This window comes from Luteibacter sahnii (genome assembly GCF_034063545.1).
GTDB lineage: Bacteria > Pseudomonadota > Gammaproteobacteria > Xanthomonadales > Rhodanobacteraceae > Luteibacter > Luteibacter sahnii.
This window is the reverse complement of record NZ_JAQLOK010000003.1, coordinates 169,683-187,673: the sequence shown is the minus strand read 5'-3', so window position 1 is coordinate 187,673 and position 17,991 is coordinate 169,683. Positions and strand designations below refer to the sequence as shown.

General features: G+C 67.6%; 12 protein-coding genes. 10 read left to right on the top strand and 2 right to left on the bottom strand.

Features of this window, described 5'->3' with window-relative positions:
* Nucleotides 1-8 precede the first annotated feature (8 nt).
* Genes PI246_RS11160 through PI246_RS11145 form a run of 4 tightly spaced genes read left to right on the top strand, consistent with a single transcriptional unit; the run spans nucleotide 9 to nucleotide 5,975 of the window.
* Complete coding sequence (locus PI246_RS11160; RefSeq protein WP_320551371.1) at nucleotides 9-1,391, top strand: APC family permease; 1,383 nt, start codon at nucleotides 9-11, stop codon at nucleotides 1,389-1,391.
* 3 nt (nucleotides 1,392-1,394) lie between these two features.
* A complete protein-coding gene (locus tag PI246_RS11155; RefSeq protein WP_320551370.1) occupies nucleotides 1,395-4,094 on the top strand; it encodes a glycoside hydrolase family 2 protein in 2,700 nt (899 codons plus the stop codon).
* 10 nt (nucleotides 4,095-4,104) lie between these two features.
* A complete protein-coding gene (locus PI246_RS11150; protein WP_320551369.1) occupies nucleotides 4,105-5,112 on the top strand; it encodes a LacI family DNA-binding transcriptional regulator in 1,008 nt (335 codons plus the stop codon).
* Between the two features lie 29 nt (nucleotides 5,113-5,141).
* Entirely contained in the window at nucleotides 5,142-5,975 is an 834-nt protein-coding gene (locus tag PI246_RS11145; protein WP_320551368.1) for a sulfotransferase family protein, read from the top strand.
* 78 nt (nucleotides 5,976-6,053) lie between these two features.
* On the opposite strand, the gene PI246_RS11140 is transcribed toward PI246_RS11145, so the two are convergent.
* Nucleotides 6,054-6,242, bottom strand: a complete 189-nt coding sequence (locus PI246_RS11140) for a hypothetical protein (RefSeq protein ID WP_320551367.1) — start codon at nucleotides 6,240-6,242, stop codon at nucleotides 6,054-6,056.
* Nucleotides 6,243-6,727: 485 nt separating this feature from the next.
* On the opposite strand from PI246_RS11140, the gene PI246_RS11135 reads away from it, so the two are divergent.
* The 4 genes from PI246_RS11135 (at nucleotide 6,728) to PI246_RS11120 (ending at nucleotide 14,251) form a co-directional block, all read left to right on the top strand.
* Nucleotides 6,728-7,783 (top strand): phosphatidylinositol-specific phospholipase C1-like protein, encoded by a 1,056-nt coding sequence (locus PI246_RS11135; protein WP_320551703.1) that lies wholly within the window; start codon nucleotides 6,728-6,730, stop codon nucleotides 7,781-7,783.
* Nucleotides 7,784-7,838: 55 nt separating this feature from the next.
* Nucleotides 7,839-10,559, top strand: a complete 2,721-nt coding sequence (locus tag PI246_RS11130) for a TonB-dependent receptor (RefSeq protein ID WP_407069806.1) — start codon at nucleotides 7,839-7,841, stop codon at nucleotides 10,557-10,559.
* 2 nt (nucleotides 10,560-10,561) lie between these two features.
* Nucleotides 10,562-11,818, top strand: coding sequence for a histidine-type phosphatase (locus PI246_RS11125; RefSeq protein WP_320551366.1), 1,257 nt, complete (start codon nucleotides 10,562-10,564; stop codon nucleotides 11,816-11,818).
* Between the two features lie 642 nt (nucleotides 11,819-12,460).
* Nucleotides 12,461-14,251 carry a cation:proton antiporter gene (locus PI246_RS11120; protein ID WP_320551365.1) on the top strand — a complete coding sequence of 597 codons (1,791 nt, stop codon included), beginning with the start codon at nucleotides 12,461-12,463 and terminating at the stop codon, nucleotides 14,249-14,251.
* A 9-nt stretch (nucleotides 14,252-14,260) separates the two neighbouring features.
* Here the strand turns inward: PI246_RS11120 and PI246_RS11115 are convergent, their stop codons facing one another.
* Entirely contained in the window at nucleotides 14,261-15,337 is a 1,077-nt protein-coding gene (locus tag PI246_RS11115; RefSeq protein ID WP_320551364.1) for a LacI family DNA-binding transcriptional regulator, read from the bottom strand.
* A 246-nt stretch (nucleotides 15,338-15,583) separates the two neighbouring features.
* On the opposite strand from PI246_RS11115, the gene PI246_RS11110 reads away from it, so the two are divergent.
* Together PI246_RS11110 and PI246_RS11105 are read left to right on the top strand one after the other, a co-directional pair.
* The gene (locus PI246_RS11110) at nucleotides 15,584-16,777 is read left to right on the top strand and encodes a Gfo/Idh/MocA family protein (protein WP_320551363.1); all 1,194 of its coding nucleotides are present in this window, start codon (nucleotides 15,584-15,586) and stop codon (nucleotides 16,775-16,777) included.
* Nucleotides 16,774-17,979, top strand: coding sequence for a nucleoside permease (locus tag PI246_RS11105; RefSeq protein WP_320551362.1), 1,206 nt, complete (start codon nucleotides 16,774-16,776; stop codon nucleotides 17,977-17,979). The genes PI246_RS11110 and PI246_RS11105 overlap by 4 nt, the downstream gene beginning before the upstream one ends.
* Nucleotides 17,980-17,991 lie beyond the last annotated feature (12 nt).

Genomic DNA, 17,991 nt, shown 5'->3' with positions numbered 1-17,991 from the left:
GCCCACCCATGGACGACACCGGCACGCCCTCTCGCGAACGCGCCTTCCACCGCTCCATCGGCGTGTTCTCGGGCACGGCGATCAACATGACGCAGATGTGCGGCATCGGGCCGTTCATCACGATTCCGCTCATGGTGGCGACCATGGGCGGCCCGCAGGCCATCGTCGGCTGGATCGTCGGTGCGCTGCTGGCCATGGCCGACGGACTGGTCTGGGCCGAACTGGGCGCCGCGATGCCCGGCTCGGGGGGCACCTACGTCTACCTGCGCGAAGCGTTCCAGTCGCGCAGCGGCAAGCTGATGCCGTTCCTGTTCATCTGGACGATGCTTCTGGCGATCCCGCTGCTGATGTCCACCGGCATCATCGGCATGGTGGAATACCTTCGGTTCTTCTTCCCCGGGTTGGATGGGTGGCGGTCGCACGTCGTCGGCGTCGCCGCCACGGGCGTCGTCACCTGGCTGCTCTACCGGCGGATCGAGTCGGTACGCGTCATCACCGTCGCGCTGTGGGTGATCATGCTGGTGTCGATCATCGGCGTCGCTGCGGCGGGTTTCTCGCACTTCGATGCGCGGCTGGCCTTTGGCTTCGCTCCGGATGCCTTTGGCGGCCGGTTCTTCGTGGGTCTCGGCGCGGGCCTCATCATCGGCGTGTACGACTATCTCGGCTACAACACCACCGCCTACATCGGCGACGAGTTGCGTGATCCGGGCCGGACGATGCCACGCTCGATCATCATCTCGATCACGGCGATGATGGTGATCTACCTGCTGCTCAACATCAGCGTGCTGGGCGTGGCACCCTGGCGGGAGATCGCCGCGTCGACCTCGGTGGCATCGCTCGTGGTCGAGCGCAGCTGGGGCCACGGTGCGGCCTCGGTCATGACCGCGCTCATCATCGTCACCGCGCTGGCCTCGGTGTTCACCGGATTGCTGGGCGGCTCGCGCGTGCCGTTCGAGGCCGCGCGGGACAAGGTCTTTCTCTCGGTATTCGGGCGCCTGCATGCACGGCACGGGTTTCCGCACGTGGCGCTGCTCACCATGGGCCTGGGTACCGCGATCGGTACGTTCTTTGACCTGACCGACGTCATCAACATGCTGCTGGCCGCGACCATCCTCGTGCAGTCGATCGCGCAGGTCGTGGCCCTGGTCGTGCTGCGCCGACGCCGGCCGGACATGCCGCGCCCGTATCGTCAGTGGCTCTATCCGGTGCCTTGCGTGATCGCGCTCGTGGGCTGGGTCTACGTGTACGTCTCCGCATCGGTCCTGTCGCTCGTGCTCTCGGGCGCGTGGATCGCCGCGGGGATCGTGGTGTTTCTCCTGTGGGCCCGGGTGAACCGAGCCTGGCCGTTCGCTCCTGCCGACGCCCCGTCCCATCCTGCCGAGATCCGCTGAACCATGAACCTGACGTTTCGCGCCGCGCTCGCCGCCGCCCTGTCCGTGGTCGCCGTGCCCGCCATGGCCCGCACCACCTACGCGGACACCGCGGTCGGCGCCACGCCCGGTACGCGGGTGTCCATCGCGCGCTGGCAGATCCAGGACGTCGCCAAGGCACCGCAGGACGGCGGCGCGATCTCCACCGACGGATTCGCTACCGAGGGCTGGTTTCCCGTGACCGGCCGCGCGACGGTCATGGCGGGACTGCTGGAGAACGACGTGTTCAAGAACGACGTCTTCTACAGCGACAACCTCCGCGCCGTGCAGGTGCCCGATGCCAGCGGCAACCTCTTCGTGACGCCCTGGTGGTATCGCGCGCGCTTCGTGGTCGCCTCGGGCACGGCGGGCGAACACACGCTGCTTCGCACCCACGGCATCATCAGCGGCGCGGACGTCTGGGTGAACGGCCACGCGGTGGCCCGCCACGCCGACCTCGCCGGGGCCTACCCGGTGCATGACATCGACGTGAGCCCCTGGGTGCATCCCGGGGCGAACGTGCTGGCCATGAAGGTATACCCGGCCGACCCGCGCATGAGCCTGTCCATCGGCTGGGTCGACTGGAACCCCACGCCGCCGGACAACAACATGGGGCCGTGGCGCGGCGTGGACATCGTGCGCACCGGTCCGGTCGCGTTGAGCGCGCCGCGCGTTCGCGCGACGCTCTCGCCGGATCTGCACCGGGCCACGCTTGCGGTGAAGGTCATCGCGACCAATCTCGACCGTATCGCGCACGACGCCGTGCTCTCGGCGACCGTCGCCGACCGGCCGCTGACGCAGGCCGTCCACCTGGCTCCCGGCGAAGCGCGCGTGGTCGACTTCGGCGCGGACGGCCAGCCGGCGCTGGTGCTGGACGATCCGAAGATCTGGTGGCCGATCGGCATGGGCGACCACCCGCTCTATCGCCTGCAGGTGACGGCGACGACCGGTGGCACGACCTCGGATCGCGCCGAAACCACGTTTGGCGTGCGCAGCGTCGAGTCGCGGCTCACCGCCCAGGGCGACCGCCAGTTCGTGATCAACGGCCAGCCCCTGCTGATTCGTGGCGGCGGCTGGGCGCCCGATATGTTCCTGCGCGACGATCCGGCGCGCATGCAGGCCGAGTTCGACTACGTCGCGAACCTCGGGCTCAATACGATCCGCAGCGAGGGCAAGCTCGAGAACGACCGCTTCTACGACCTCGCCGACCGCTACGGCATCCTCGTGCTCGCCGGCTGGGAATGCTGCGACAAGTGGGAGGCCGCGGCGAAGACCGGCGGCGAGCCCTGGACCGACGCCGACATGCGCGTGGCCCAGGCCTCCATGACCAGCGAAGCCCGCCGCCTGGGCAATCACCCGTCGGTGATCGGCTTCTTCATCGGCAGCGATCACGCGCCGCCGCCGGCGCTTTCGCGACTCTACGTCGACGCGCTGCGCGCGGAAGACTGGTCGCTGCCGATCATCGCGGCGGCGGCCAACGAAGCAACGGCCGACGCCGGCCCCTCCGGCATGAAGATGGCCGGCCCGTACGACTGGATTCCACCGTCGTACTGGTATGCCGACAAACTCGGCGGCGCCTTCGGCTTCGATTCCGAAGTGAGCGCGGGCGCCGTCATCCCCCGACTCGAAGACGTGCAACGCATGCTGTCCCCGCAGGAACAGGACGCCCTGTGGAAGTCCCCCGACCTGCGCCAGTACCACGCGTCGGCGGACTGGTCGACGTTCGCGGTGCTCACCCCGTTCGACACCGCCCTGGCTCGCCGCTACGGTGCCCCCAAGGGCCTGGACGACTACGTCGCCAAGGCGCAGCTGGACAACTACGACAACGTGCGTGCGCAATTCGAAGCCTTCAACGCACACATGGACGCCACCCGCCCGGCCACCGGCGTGATCTACTGGATGCTCAACAACGCCTGGCCGTCGCTGCACTGGCATCTGTACGATTACTACATGAATCCGGCCGGCGCGTACTTCGGGGCGAAGAAAGCCAACGAGGCGTTGCACATCCAATACGCCTACGACTCCCACGAGATCGTGGCGGTGAACCACACCCGGGAGGATCGCCATGCGCTCCAGGCGAGCGTGCGCGTGCGTAACCTCGACGGCACCGTGCGTTTCGAGAAACACCTGCAAGGCGTCGAGGTCACCGGCAACCACACGCGGACCGTGTTCCGCGTACCCACGGTCCCCGGGCTATCCCCCGTGTATTTCGTCGAACTGCAACTGGACGACGCGGACGGCAAACCACTCAGCCGCAACGTCTACTGGCTGTCGACGCGAGACGATACCCTCGACTGGGCCGGTTCCAACTGGTATCTCACGCCGCTAACCCAGTACGCCGACTTCACGCCGCTGATGTCGCTGCCTACGGCCACGCGCGAGGTCCACGCCACGACGGTGCGCGACGGCAACGACGCGGTCACGACGGTGACGCTCTCCGTCCCGTCGTCGTCGAAGGCGGTGGCCCTGCAGCAGCACCTGTCGATACGCCGCGGCGCCCAGGGCGACCTTGCGCTGCCCGTACGCTGGACTGACAATGACGTCACGCTCTGGCCGGGGGAGTCCGTGGTGCTGACGGCGCGCTATCCCGCGGGGGATCCGGTCCCGCCGGTCGTCGAGGTCAGCGGCTGGAACGTCCCCACCGAACGATTCGACGCAGGCCGCCCGCAGGGAACCCAGCCTTGATGAGACCCCCATGTCGCGCGTGACCATCAACGACGTGGCGCGTGCCTCGGATACGTCGAAGAAGACCGTATCGCGCGTGCTCAACCACGAACCGGGCGTGCGCGAGGAGGTTCGCGCCCGCGTGATGGCCGCCGTCGCCGCGCTGAACTACCGCCCCCTCACGTCGGCGCGAAGCCTGGCGACGAACCGCTCGTTCATGATCGGCCTGCTCTACGACAACCTGTCGCCGAGCTACATCATGGAGGTGCAGGCCGGCGTGCAGGAGGCCTGCGAAGCCCATCAGTACAGCATGATGGTGCAGCCGCTCGTATCCACCGCCCCGGATTTCGTCGAGCGGGTGGATGGTATCCTCTCGCGACATCGTCCGGACGGCCTGATCCTGACGCCGCCCATCACCGATCACCCGGCCCTGCTCAGGCACCTGCGGGCGATGGAGCTACCCTTCGCGTCGATCGCACCGCGTCGGCCCAAGGACACCATCGGCGTCATGCTGCGCGAACGCGAGGCGGCCGCCGCGATGGTCGAGCACCTGGTCTCGCTGGGCCACCGGCGCATCGCGCACATCCTCGGCGACCCGAAGCACGGCGCGGGCGTCTGGCGCCTCGCCGGCTACCGCGATGGCCTCAAGCGTGCCGGGCTCGACGAACATCCGGACTACCTCGTGCAGGGCCGGTTCTCGTTCGAATCGGGGGTGGCGGCCGCGCGTCAGTTGCTGCGCCTCAAGCGGCGACCGACGGCGATCTTCGCCGCCGACGACGACATGGCCGTCGGCGCCATCTGGGCCGCCGCGGAAGCGGGCGTGTCGGTGCCGGGCGAGATGTCCATCTGCGGCTTCGACGACACCACCATCGCCACGCAGGTGTGGCCACCGCTCACGACGATCCACCAGCCCGTGCGCGACATGGGCAAACGGGCCACCGAGGAGCTCCTGCTCGGCCTGCTCGGCCGGGGCGAGCCCCGCATGGTGGAAGTCGACTACCAGTTGCGCCTGCGCGCTTCCACGGCGCCGGCCCCCTGATCCGCGTTTTTTTGCCTGAGGACGCCTCCATGCCCGATACGCCGACGCCCCGTCGCTTCCACTTCATCTCCGGGCTACCGCGCGCGGGGACCACGCTGCTGGCCGCCATCCTCAACCAGAATCCGCGCTTCCGCGCCGGCATGACCAGCCCGCTGGCCGACATCCTCGGCGTGGTGATGGCCGAGGCGAGCAGCAAGAACGACTTCGCCTTCGACGTGACCGACGCACAGCGCGCGGCGATGCTGCGCGGCCTGGTGGAGCATTTCTACTCGGTCGACGACCGCGCCGAAGCCATCTTCGACACCAGCCGCCTGTGGTGCAGCCGCATGGGCCTGCTCGAGACGCTGTTTCCGGGCGTGAAGGTCATCGCCTGCGTGCGCCAGCTGGCCTGGGTGCTCGACAGCATGGAGCGCCTCGTGCGCCAGCAGCCGGTGAGCGTGAGCAAAGTGTTTCGGTTCGACACCAACACCACCGTGTATTCGCGCGTGGAAGCCCTCACCGATCCGCGCGGCATGGTCGGCTTCGCTTACCAGGCGACGAAAGAGGCCTTCTACGGCGAGCATGCCCGTGACCATCTCATGCTGCTTACCTACGAAAGCCTGGTCCGCGATCCGGAGACGGCGGTACGCGCGGTCTACGCCTTCCTCGGCGAACCCTGGTTCGAACACGACTTTGATCACGTGCAGTACAGCGCCGATGAGTTCGACGCGCGCGTGGGCATGCCGGGGCTACATGTGGTGCGGGCGAAGGTGCAGGCCGTGGAACGCAAGGCCGTGTTGCCGCGTGACGTCTTTGGCCGCTTCGCGAACGAGGCGTTCTGGGCGGATCCAGGCAATAACGTGAACGGTGTGACGATCGTTTAGCGTGGCATGGTTAACGGATCGCATGGAGGCAGGCCTCGGTAACGAGAGGTCGCCAGGCCGTGCATCCGGGCGCGCCGCTCAGGCGTGGGAGGTCACGGCGTTCGGGGCCTGGGTGGCGTTGCCTTCGCGAGCGTCGTTGTCCAGCTTCAGCTGACGGGCGCGCTCTTCGAGCAGCTTCGTGCGGGCGCTGATCCAGCGCGAGCACTCCCAGAGAATCCCGACGCCGACGAGGACGGCCAGGATGAAAACACCGGTGAAGGCTTGCATGGGGTCAGCTCCGAGGGGTTTGTGTGTGAGAGCAAGTCTCGCGCGGATGGGGTGGCGGAACATCTGACAGGTGTCAGGGGATTGAGGGGAAGGGGTTGGGGGATGGGAAGTGGGGGCGTGGTAGCCGGCGAAAGGCCCGGTGACGTGAGCCTCTGCGCCTGGGTTGCCGCTGGATCACGCGACCAGCCCCTCAGGCGCCGGTCCATGCGCCCCCACTTCCCATCTCCCATCCCCTATCGCCCCCAAATGACCACCCCATGACACCTGTCACATCCCCCTAAGACATACGCTTCACGCCCTCGTCGTCGCGCTGTCAAAAAGTGCCGATAAGGTGCCGCCGATACCCCGGCCTATGGCGAAAACACTCGATTTCAATCGATTGAATCCGTCAGGCCTAACTCGTCGGTGGCAGTGTGATGGCAGGCTTTATTCGCGTGGGCTTTCTGTGTTTCGCGTACGCGGCGTGCGCGGTCGCATCGCCCGTCATGGGCCGCCCGGCGGATGTCACGCGCATCACCAGCGTGCAGTACATCGGTAGCCACAACAGTTATCACGCGGGGCTGGCGCCGGGCGAGGCGGCGATATGGCAACGGGTGGACCCGAAGACCTACGCGATCCTTACCTACGCGCATCCGTCGCTGAGTCGTCAGCTCGACGACGGCGTGCGGCAAGTGGAACTGGACGTCTACGGCGACGTGCGCGGCGGCCGCTATGCCACCCCGGCCGTGGTCGCACAGGTGGCGGCGGCAGGGCTGCCACCGGATCCGCCGTCGGCCGACCCGGCGGTGATGGCGGCGCCCGGCTTCAAGGTGATGCATATCCAGGACATGGACCAACGCGCCACCTGCCAGCCGCTCGAGGCCTGTTTGCGCGAGCTGCTCACGTGGTCGAAGGGGCATCCGGGCCACCTGCCGATCTTCGTCCTGCTGGAGACGGAGGAAACGCCCCTGTCGATGCCGTTCGCGACGGTCGCGCCCGAACCGTTCGACGCTGACGCGATGAACCGTCTCGAAGCGGAAATCACGCGGGTCTTTCCACGCGCGAGCTATGTGTCGCCCGATGACGTGCGTGGATGTTACGCGACGCTCAACGAGGCCGTGCGCCACGCCGGATGGCCGACGCTTGCCTCGGCCCGTGGTCGCTTCGTGTTTCTGCTCGACCAGCATTCGGTCGGCAAGGCGTATCTGCAGGGTCACCCGTCGTTGCGCGGCCGCGCGATGTTCACCAACGCGGCGCCGGGCGACGACGACGCGGCCTTTCTCGAACTGAACGACGGCCCTCGCGAAACGATCGCCCAACGCGTGCGCGAGGGATACCTGGTGCGCACCCGCACCGACGTCAACCTCAAGGAAGCCGCCGCCAACGACACGCGGCGGCGCGACACGATGTTCGCCAGCGGCGCGCAACTGCTGAGCACCGATTTCCCGAAGCACGAGGCAGCCCCCAGCGGCTACGTCGTGGCCTTCCCCGGCAACGCGATCGCGCGCTGCGATCCCCTCACGGCCGACGACAGCTGCCTGCGCGCCGACCTGTCCCACTGACGTCATCTCGCGGCCGTTTCGTCGGCCATTTCATCCGATCGTTCCAGAGGTTTCCATGCGCCCGTCCCTTTCCCCGGCCCTGCTTTCGCTGGCCATCGCGACCGCCCTTTTCCACGTGACGGCGGTCCGCGCCGACGATGTCGACGCCAAGGACGACAAGAAAGTCACCACGCTCAACGGCATGAGCGTGGACGCCCAGGTCGCCACCGGCACGGTCGACGAGCAACGGCTGTCCACCGGCGTGACCACGGTGATGGGCAAGCAGCAGATCGAGGCCGTCCCCACCGCGAACATCGCCGACGTGCTCTCGCGCCTGCCCGGCCTGTCCTCGTACAGCGACATGCACCTGGGCCAGGCGGCGACCGGGGAAAGCGAGTACGTGACGATCCGCGGCCTGGATTCCAGCTATAACGCCTATACGCTCAACGGTTTCGCCTTGCCTGAGACCGATGCCTCGACCCGCGCGATCTCGCTCAACATGCTCGCGCCATTCGGCATCCAGTCGGTCAAGGTGCCCAAGACCCCCACGCCGGACATGGCCGGCGACGCCATCGGCGGCACGATCGAGATGCGCACGCCGACCGCCTTCGACTTCGCCGGCGACACCTACGCGAAGACATCGGTGCAGGGGCGCCTGAACGACCTCGCCCAACATCGCGGCCTGTCCGACAAGGGCGGCGTGTTCCAGCAGGAGCTGGCCCACCGCTTCGGCGATACGAAGCAGTTCGGTATCTACGCCGCCGGGTATTACGGCAAGTACGACAACGCCGCCCAGGCCGTGGCACCCAATGCGCAGTACAAGCCGGTCGATCCGACCCGGTCGTCGAGCGACCTGTCGCAGGATGGCCCGCTGCAGAGCTCGCAGTACAAGTACAGCGTCTACACAAACCAGATCAAACGCTACGGCGGCAACGTCTCGCTGGACTGGAACGGCGAGAACACCTCGCTCTACGCACGCGCCATCTACGGCGCCTACGAGGTGCAGGGCCAGCAGAACCAGATGTCGGCGCGCAACCAGGGTGGCAACCAGGTGCTTCGCGGCGGTTACTTCAATACGCGGGACATCCACGAGAAGACCGCGACCCTCCAGCTCGGCGGCAGCAGCACGGCCGACGCCCTCACGCTCGACTATGGCACGTCGTACGGCATCGGCACGCGCGACGTACCCGACTACGTCGAGGCGAGCCTCTATGGCGCGAAGGCGCCGGGCCAGTTCCAGTTCGACCTGAGCAACCCGACCTTCCCCAGCCTGGCCGGCAACAGCGCGGCCCTGCAGAACTACGCCTACAGCCTGCGTTCGGACAGCTTCTGGAAAACGCAGGGCGGCGACGCCGGCAGCCGCGACACACGGATCAACGCGCACATCGACGGTACCTACGCGTTCACCGATTCGACCCTCGACAACGTGCGGTTCGGCCTCGCCGGCGACACATCCAAGCGCAACGCCTATGATCATCCGTTCACCCACGACGACAACAACTTCGTCTACGGCGGCCCCTTCTTCGGCGGCCCGGACTATGGGTCGTCGGCGCCGGGTGGCCCGGCGCTGGCCGATCTTCCCGGTCGCCTGGTAACCAACCCCTTTGGCGGCCGCTACGCCGGGCCCTTCAAGCTGATCGACCGCCAGTGGGTGCTCGACCAGGCCGTGCCGTACAAATACCTCAACGACCCGAACGGCGCGGGCATCTACACGGCCAACGATTACAACGCCAACACCACGTCCAGCCGCGAGAACATCTACGCGGGTTACCTCATGGCGACCTTCCGCGTGCAGGACCTCACCATCGTGCCGGGCGTGCGCTACGAACTGACCGACTACTCGGCCACCTCGTGGCGCTCGAACGGCGACGACGCCACCGGCGCCTTCGTGAACCAGGGGCGTCGTTATGGCGAGGTGCTGCCGGGCATCAGCCTGAACTACCGCCCGGACGAATTCACGGTGTACCGCGCGTCGTGGCGGCGCAGCTTCGCCCGTCCCGCGTTCGGCCTGATTTCCGGCCAGACGTCGTATTCGATCGACGACATCACCGGCCAGGTCAACGCGATTTCCAAGCCCAACCCGAACCTGCGCCCGACCACGGCGGACAACGTGGATCTCTCGGCCGAGTTCTACGACGCCACCGGCGGCCTGCTCACCGCGTCGGCCTATTACAAGCGCCTGAGCGACTTCATCTACACCTCGCAATCGTCCACCGGCAACGACAGCACGCTGGGCGGCAACGTACCCACCGGCACCGTACTGACCGGCGGCATCCCGGTGAGCATGCCGGAGAACGGCGGCGACGCGAAGATCTACGGCGCGGAGCTGGCGATGCGCAAGCAGTTCGTCACCCTCCCCGGCCTGTGGAGCCACTTCGGCATCGGCGGCAACCTCACCGTGCAGCACAGCACGGCGCAGAGCGGTCGCGCCGACCATCCAGGCAGCACGTGGCTGCCGCGTGCACCCGAGCGCATGTACAACGCCGCGATCTTCTACCACGACGACCACCTGCGCGCCGACCTCACCTACAACTACACCGGCCTGCAGCTGATCGGGCTCAACGGCAACGGGCTGGACTACTACCTGCAGCCGGTGAAGACCCTGGACGTCTCGGCGACCTATGACCTGCCTTACGGTTTCGGCGTCGGCCTCTCGGTGAAGAACCTGCTCAACAGCGCGACCTTCTACGAGACGTCGGGCAAGTCCAAGCGCTACCTGGCGTACGATCCGGGTGCCGACGGCGCCTACGTCGAGACGGGACGCATCTACATGGTCAACCTGAGCTACACGTTCTGAGCATGCGGCACGCGATGACGATGCCCGCGCGCACCGGGTGGCGCCACAGGGTGGCGCTGCTCAGCCTGGTGCTCGCGATGCCAGTCCACGCCGCGAACGACCTGCGCCTGGACCAGGTCGTGATGGTCTACCGGCACGGCGTGCGCTCGCCGCTGCCGGGCGAGATCCAGGTCGACGACGTGCACGGCGCGGCGTGGCCGGCGTGGCCGGTGCCGCCGTCCATCCTCACCCCGCACGGCCGCGAGGGCGTGATGGCGATGGCCCGTTACGACCGCGCCTGGATGGCGGACGCCGGCCTGTTTCCCCGCGACGGCTGCCCCGCCGCGGGCAGCGTGTCGATCTGGGCCAATACCGACCAGCGGACCATCGCCAGCGGACAGGCCTACGGCGATGCCTTCGCACCGGGATGCGGCCTTACCGTCGGCCATCGCCCCCAGGACAGCACCGATCCGTTGTTCAATCCGGTGGCGGCGGGCGCGGTGGGCTGGGACGGCCGCGCCGCGCTGTCGTCGATCCGGCAGGCGACGGGCGGACCGGATGCGCTGACCGATCGCCACCGCGAGGCGATGACGACGTTCGCCCGGGTCATGGGCTGCAAGCCCGGCGATACGCCCCCGGTCTGCCAGCCGGCGACGTGGAAAGGCCACCTTGGCCTGTCCGACGACGGCAAGAGCCTGACGCTGGACGGCCCGATCGCTGTGACCTCGGGCACCGCCGAGGCGATCCTGATGGCTTACCTGCAGGGCATGCCGCCGGATCAGATCGCGTGGGGGCGATTCGACCCCGCCGCGTTCCGCGCGCTGTCGCAGCTGCACGCGCTGCTGTTCGACGTCCACGCCCGCCCCGCCTACGTGGCCGAGCGCGTCGCCGCCCTGCTGGGCAAACGCATCGCCACGCTACTGGATGATCCGAACGGTCCGCGACTGGCGGTCTTCGTCGGCAGCGACAACCACATCGTCGCCCTCGCCAGCCGGCTGGGCATCCATTTCCAGTTACCGGGCTACGCCAAGGACGACCCGCCCGTGGGCGGCGCCTTCGTCATCACCGTGTGGCGCTCGGGCGACGGCAAGCGTTACGTGCGCACCGCCTACGAAGCCCAGGCACCGGACCAGCTTCGCCAGCTGCAGGTCCTCGACCTGGCCCATTCGCCGGGACGGCAGGCGCTGGTTCCCGAGGCGTGCCGTGCGGATCCATCGCGTTGCGAACTCGGCACCCTCACCGAGACGCTTCGTCGCAGCAATGTCGGTGCTGGCCCCTGAAACGACACGATGACCACCGGACGAACGATCACTATGTGAAAGCCTCTCTCGGAAAGCCTCTGGAACCCGTGGGTAGCCCCATGGCTTCGAACGTGCAACCCGGTAGCGGCGGCTTGGAATCCACGACGTCGGCGACCGAGGACACCCAGGTCGACCCGGGACCTCGTTCCCCGCATGAACTCGTCGAGCCTCAGTGGGCGCGCCGTGTTCGGGCAGCGAATGGGTCGCCCCGAAGCATCGCGCCGGAACTCCCGTGCCGTGAACCAGAAGCCACTGAGTCGGTAATAACCCACCTGGGACAGCTTGCGCTCGGCGCGTACGGGGTCGTCGATGGCCATGCCTCTCGACCTCAGCAGATGAACGAGATCGGCGTATGACGTGTGGGGCTTGGATGAGGCTTTGACGATCACCGGTATCCGTTCCGGAAAAAGAAGACCCGAACGTGATGCTGGACCAGCCAGCGCCAGAGGTTCGGGTGCGATTGGCCCCCATTTTAATGCGACAGATACGGCGGTCAAGGCGAGTACGGGCTGTCGGCCGCGCTGAGGCGCGCGTTCGCGCACGGGCCTTCACATCCCGCTGTGTAGGCTCGCGCCCCTTGGCGGCGTCATGGGCTGGCGCCACCCCTGTCCAAGGGCTTGCATGCGTATCGAACTCGGAATGCTCCTGACCCTGATGCTCGGCATCGGGTTTCTCTGCCAGTGGGTGGCCTGGCGCGTGCGGCTGCCCGCGATCCTGTTCCTGCTGCTGGCGGGTATCCTGGCCGGGCCCGTCACGGGGCTGCTGCGGCCGGACAAGGTCATGGGCGACCTGTTGTTTCCGGTGGTCTCCCTCGCGGTGGCGGTGATCCTGTTCGAAGGCAGCCTCACCCTGCGTTTCCACGAGCTCAAGGGCATCGGCCACGCCGTACGCGGCCTGGTCACCTACGGCGCGGTACTGGCGCTGGGGCTGCTCGCGGTGGCGGCGCACTACATCGGCGGCGTCAGCTGGGAACTGGCCTTCCTCTTCGGCGCGCTCACCTGCGTGACCGGGCCCACGGTCATCGCGCCGATGCTGCGCACCGTCCGGCCGAACGCACGCATCGCGAACGTGCTGCGCTGGGAAGGCATCGTCATCGACCCGGTCGGCGCCCTGTTCGCGGTGCTGGTGTACGAGGCGATCGCCTCGCACCAGGAAGGCCACTCGGTACAGGTGTTCCTCGGCACCGTCGCCTGCGGCGCCGTGTTGGGCGGCGTGGCCGCCTTCATCCACGGCAACCTGCTGCGCCGCCACTGGATCCCCGAATACCTGCAGAACTTCGGCACGCTCGCCGCGGTGCTGTTCACCTTCAGCCTGTCAAATGCCCTGGCGGGCGAATCGGGCCTTCTGGCGGTCACGGTCATGGGCATCGCGCTGGGCAACATGCGCGACGTGCACATCGACGACATCATGGATTTCAAGGAACACCTCACGACGCTGTTGGTGTCGTCGCTGTTCATCCTGCTGGCCGCCCGGCTCAACTGGCCCCTGCCGGACGGGACGCTGTTCGCCGGGTTGGCGATCTTCGCCGTCGCGCAGCTGGTGATCCGGCCGGTGTCCGTCTTCGTCTCCAGCCTGGGCAGCGGACTGACCTGGCGCGAGCGCGCGCTCGTGGCCTGGGTCGCGCCGCGCGGCATCGTCGCCGCCTCGGTGTCGGCCCTGTTCGCCCTGCGGCTGGAGAGCACCGGCATGACCGGTGCCGACAAGCTCGTGCCGCTGGTGTTCCTGATGATCATCGGCACGGTGGTGTTCCAGAGCGCCACCGCGCGCCCCCTCGCGCGCTGGCTGCGCGTGGCCGAACCCGAGCCGCGCGGGGTGCTGGTCTATGGCGCCAACGCGGTGGCGCTTGAGGTCACCCGGGCGCTGCACGCGATCGACGGCCTGCGCGTGATCGTCGCCGACGACGACTGGCATGGCATCCGCACCGCGCGCATGGAAGGCGTGCCGACGTTCTTCGGCAATCCGGCCTCGCAGGCCGCCGATCGTCATCTGGACCTCGCGGGCATCGGCCACTTGCTGGCGATGTCCACGCACCGCGAGCTGAACTCGCTGGTCAGCGTGCACTACCGCGAGGAGTTCGGCCGGGACAAAGTCTTCCGGCTGCGCAACCTCTCGCCGGAGGAGAGCCATGGCCGCGTGTCGCTGGCGGGCAACCTGCTGGCCCCGGCGCTGTTCGGCGAGGACATGACGCACGCCCGCTTCGACGACCTGTTGCACGGTGGGTGGCGGATCAAGACCACCCGCCTGAGCGACACGTTCGCCTGGACGAACTTCCTCGCGCAGTACGGCACGGATGCCCTGCTGCTGTTCGGCGTGGAGCCCCGCGGCGACCTGCGCGTCGCCACCGGCAAGCAACCGCTCGAGCCCCGCCCGGGCTGGACGGTGATCGCCCTGGTCCCCCCGGCGAACGACTGACGCCGCCGGTCAGGTCCTGGACGGCGGCGGCGCCGTCGAGCCGCGCACCACGAGTTCGGCACAGAGGATCCGTTTGCGCGCGGGCACTTCCGGGTCGCCGAGCAGTTCGAGCAGCATCGTCATCGCCTCGCGGCCCAGCGCATTCTTCGGCTGGGCGACGGTGGTCAACGGCGGCGACGTGTAGCGCGAAAAGCGGATGTCGTCGAAGCCCACCACCGAGACGTCGTGCGGCACCCGCAGCCCGCGCGACAGAAGCGCCCGCATCGCGCCGATCGCCATCTCGTCGTTGGCGCAGAAGATCGCGCTGAACGAGCGCCCCTGGGCCAGGAACAACTCGACCGCACGCTCGCCGGCCTCGATCGAAAAATCGCCCACGGCCGTCAGCGACGGATCGACGGCCAGCCCGGCGTTCTGAAGTGCCCGTTGGTAGCCCTGCTCGCGATCGACGCAGATGGGGCTCGTCGATGGCCCCGCGATAAAGGCGATGTCGCGGTGGCCGAGGGCGAGAAGGTAGTCCACCGCTTGCGTCGCCGCCGTCACGTTATCGATGTAGACGCTGGAGATCGCGCTGTCCTTGACGTATTCGCACGCGTTGACGATGGGCAGGCGGCCTTCCATGGGAATCGACGGCACGCGGTGAAACATTGTGATGATGCCGTCGGCCTGGCGGGCGGCCACCATGTCGGCGTACGCCTGTTCGCGCACGAGGTTGCTCTGCGTCTCGCCCAGCAACACCGAATACCCGTTTTCGTAGGCCACCTGCTCGATGCCACGGATCACTTCCGAAAAGAACGGATTGGCGATGTCGGGCAGCAGGGCCACGATCAGCCGCGTGCGCGCGGTGCGCAGGTTGCGCGCGAGCGCGTTGGGCGTGTAGCCCAGGCGCTTCACCACCTCGTGGATCCGCGCGCGCGTTTCTTCGCTGACGATGTCCGGACGCTGCAGCGCGCGCGAAACGGTTGCCACCGAAACCTTCGCGATCGCCGCGATCTCCTTCACCGTGCGCACGCGTACGGGCTGCGCCGCAACATCGATGCCGGCGTCACCGGCCGCCCCGTCCTTTCGCCTCTTTCCGTTCCCGCTCACGTCCCATCGTTCCTTGGCTTTGGTGCAGTGCAATGTAATGGATTACATGAAATCGTTGCGTCGGCATTTATCCATCTGCTACATATCTTGCCACTTTTGAGGCTCGCTTCCATGCGCCTCCAGGGGAAGCACGGTATCTCGCGACGCTTACGTCCTCGCTGACGGGTCGATCGCGGATGTAATCGAATACATCGGGGGAACCATGGCAGGCCAGTCGAACACGACCCGCGCCAGAGCGGCAGACCGGTGAAGCGGATCGGCATGGGGCTGGTCGGCCCCGGCTTCATCGCCGCGCACCACCTCGACGCCGTGCGCCGGCTCGGGCACGTCGATATCGTCGGCATCGCCGGTTCGAGCCTGGCGTCCACCACCCGGCGCGCCCGTGAACTGAACGCCGGCCGCGCCTATGCCCATTACCGCGACCTGCTCGCGGACCCTGCCGTGCAGGTGGTGCATAACACCACGCCCAACCATCTCCATCGGGAGGTGTCGCTGGCCGCGCTGCGTGCGGGCAAGCACGTGATCTCCGACAAGCCGCTGGCCAGCCGCAGCGACGACGCGCGCGAGCTCTACGACGCGGCGCGCGAGGCGGGCCTGGCGCACGTGGTCACCTTCAACTACCGCGGCTATCCGCTGGTGCAGCAGGCGCGGACGATGATTGCCAAGGGCCGGATCGGACCGACAGTGTTCGTGCACGGCTGTTACCTGCAAGACTGGCTGACCGACGCGCGCACGTACTCGTGGCGGCTCGATCCGAAACGGGGCGGCGCCAGCTCGGCGCTGGGCGACATCGGCTCGCACTGGTGCGACCTTGCCGAGCACGTCACCGGCGCGCGCATCGTGGCGGTGCTTGCCGACCTGCACACGGTCGTCGCCGAACGCGAGGTGCCGGACACCTCGGCCAAGGCCTTCGCCGGCGCGGCGAAGGCGCCGGGCAAACGGCAGGCGATCACCAGCGAAGACCTCGCCAGCGTGCTGCTGCGCTTCGACAACGGCGCGCGGGGCTGCGTCACCGTCGGCCAGGTGTTGCCCGGGCACAAGAACGACCTGCGCCTGGAAATCAACGGTCGCGAAGGTTCGGTCGGCTGGCGCCAGGAACAACCCAACGCGTTGTGGCTCGGCCAGCACGCCAAGGCCAACGCGGTGCTGACCCGCGACCCGGCCCTGCTCGACCCGTCCGCCCGTGGCTATGCCCATCTGCCCGGCGGTCATCCGGAAGCCTGGGCCGACGCTTTCCGCAACGTGATCGCCGATGCCTATACGTGGATCCGGCGGGGCGCCACGGAGGCGACACGGCCTGCCGCCCTGCCGACCTTCGCGGACGGCTACCGAAACAGCCTGCTGGTGGACGCGATGCTCAAGAGCCATGCCCAGGGGGGTGTCTGGCAATCCATCGACGATCCCCTCACCACTCCACGCACGAAGAGGAAACGCGGATGAAATGGCGCCTTAGCGTAATGATGCTGTTCGAGTTCGCGATCTGGGGCGCGTGGTATGTCACGGTCGGCACCTGGCTGAGCAAGACCCTGCATTTCACCGGTACCGAGATCGGCGCGGTCGCCGGCACGACCGCGATCGGCGCGATCATCTCACCGCTATTCGTCGGCCTGCTCGCCGATCGGCTGTTCGACACGCGCCGCGTACTGACCCTGCTGCACCTGCTGGGCGCCGTGCTGCTGGTGGTGGCGGCGCAGCAGACCTCGTTCGCGCTGGTCTACGCCGCCCTGCTGGCCTACAGCCTGTGTTACATGCCGACGCTCGCGCTGACCGCGTCGCTCGCCATGCGGCACATCCGCAATCCCCAGGAGGAATTCGGGGCAATCCGCGTGTTCGGCACCATCGGCTGGATCCTGGTCGGTCTCGCCGTGGGTGCCTGGGGCGTCGAGGCCACCGCCTCGCCGTTGCTCCTGGCGGCCGGCCTCTCGGTACTGATGGCGGGCTATTGCTTCACCCTGCCGCCGACCCCGCCGCTGGCGCGAAACACCCGCTTCGAACTGCGCCATGCGCTACCCCTGGAATCGCTGCACCTGCTGCGTGACCGCTCGATGGCGGTGTTCGCCCTCGCGTCGTTCCTGATCTGCATTCCCCTGCAGTTCTACTACGCGTTCACCAACCTGTTCCTCAATGAGATCGGTGTGGTGAACGCCGCCGGCAAGATGACCGGCGGGCAGATGTCCGAGCTCTTCTGCATGCTGCTCATCCCCTGGTTCTTCCGCCGCCTCGGCGTGAAGTACATGCTGGCCCTGGGCATGCTCTCCTGGGTGGTGCGCTACGCCCTGTTCGCCTTCGGCGACACCGGCCAGATGATGTGGATGCTCTGGGTCGGCATCATCCTGCACGGCATCTGCTTCGACTTCTTCTTCGTGGTCGGCCAGATCTACATCGATCGCGAGGCGCCGCCGGCGCTGCGCGCGGCCACCCAGGGCCTGATCACGTTCCTGACCTACGGCCTGGGCATGTTCGTCGGCTCGTGGCTGTCCGGCATGGTCGTGCAGTCGTACACGCGCGCCGACACGACGCACGACTGGCATGGCATCTGGATCGTCGCCGGGGCGTTCGCCGCCGCCGTCTTCGTGCTCTTCGTCTTGATGTTCAAGGATCGCAGGGCCACGGCGACTGCCGCCGTCGCCGACGCCCACTGATTCGAAAGGAGA